Source organism: Cyanobacteriota bacterium (assembly GCA_025054735.1).
Taxonomy (GTDB): domain Bacteria; phylum Cyanobacteriota; class Cyanobacteriia; order SKYG9; family SKYG9; genus SKYG9.
Map to the genome: position 1 here is coordinate 1 of JANWZG010000605.1, position 1653 is coordinate 1653.

The 1653-nt window shown below is 47.7% G+C and carries 1 protein-coding gene; it reads left to right on the forward strand.

Annotated elements, in window-relative coordinates:
* Window positions 1–7 precede the first annotated feature (7 nt).
* Window positions 8–1501 (forward strand): MBOAT family protein, encoded by a 1494-nt coding sequence (locus tag NZ772_18615; GenBank protein MCS6815570.1) that lies wholly within the window; start codon window positions 8–10, stop codon window positions 1499–1501.
* The last annotated feature ends 152 nt before the right edge of the window (window positions 1502–1653 follow it).

The window sequence follows — 1653 nt, forward strand, 5'->3', positions numbered from 1 at the left end:
TGCAGCCATGAATTTTCTATCGGTTCCCTACGCCATTTTTCTATGCAGCGTTCTCATCATCTACTGGATAGTCCGCAAAGAGTGGGAGCGGTTACTGCTGCTCTTGATCGCAAGCCTAGTTTTTTATGCCTCTTGGCAAGTTCAATACCTGCCCCTATTGGTGATCATGGCAGTGCTGAACTTTAACTGGGGACGACAGTTAAGTGCTCCTGCTGATTGGCGCATGGAAGACTGGCAATTTGCCCAACAAGATTGGAATCGTAAGCGCATACGATTGCTCACGGGGGCGATCGTTGTCAATGTATTCCTACTGTTTAGCTTCAAATACATTCCATTTTCCCTAGAAATACTGTCACAACTATTTCGACAGCCAGCCCTGCAAGCCGCAGCCGACTGGTGGAGCGATCGTGTAGCTGCTCCGTGGGGCTTGAGCTTCTTCTGCTTCGAGTGCATCGCCTATCTTGTGGATGTCTATCGAGGCGCGCCCGCTGCCCAGCAGTGGCTACCCTTTGTTTCCTACAAGCTCTTCTTTCCCAAGATTCTTTCTGGCCCTATCACCAGCTTCCACACCTTCATGAGCCAGTTCAAACAACAAAAACCCCCCACCCCCGACCAAGTTGTAGAAGGACTGTGGCTGATTACCTGCGGAGCCATTAAGAAGGGCTTAATTGCTGACAACCTAGCAGTGTGGTTCATTAACCCTTGCTTTAGCAATCTGCAACGGATGGGCAGTCGTGACCTCTGGTTAGCCGTCCTTGCTTATGGTATCCAACTTTACTTAGATTTCAGTGGCTACGTCGATATTGTTCGCGGTAGTGCTCTGCTAGTGGGCTTTACCCTGCCAGAAAATTTCAACTTTCCCTACTTCACGACAAGCATTGCTGAATTTTGGCGACGATGGCATATCACCCTAGGTGACTGGCTGCGGAACTACCTGTACTTTCCATTGGGTGGTTCTCGACAAGGCTTACTACGCACATGCGCGAATCTGTTTCTAGTCATGCTGATTGGGGGAATTTGGCATGGAGCAGCTTGGGGCTTCATCGTCTGGGGAATTTTGCATGGATTAGGTCTCATCATCCATCGCTTGACAGATGGTCTATGCAAACGAGTCTCTTGGCTAGCAAATAGTTGGAAAAACCCTTTGGGGATTGTTGTGGCTTGGATATTGACCCAAGGTCTGGTGTTTTTTGCGTGGATTTTCTTTCGATTACCGAATTTGCAGGACTCTGGATGGGTTGTGCGCCATCTTTGGGGACAGCCATCGGATGCTCAGTTTATGCAAAAGATTTATCTAGATACCCTAGGTTTGGATCCATATCAATTGGCGATACTTCTGGGGGCGATCGTCATCGTAATGGGATTTCTCTATCTCATTCAGCGCGGTTTGAAGCTTAGTTTGAATTGGTACTTAAAAATATTCCTGGTGCCACTTGGTCTCTATACTGTATGGATGCTGTCACCAGATAGTAGTCCTCCCTACATCTATTTTGACTTCTAAGCCAAGCTTTCTACGCAAAGCTGCTGGTATACAGCGCTCAAGAGATGATTGCAGTTGAAGCTCATGGTGAGAACTTGAGCCACCCTACAAACGTCCTAACTGATAAATTCTCCAAAAGCTAGCGACACAACCCAATAGTTCGTAGTAAGGAC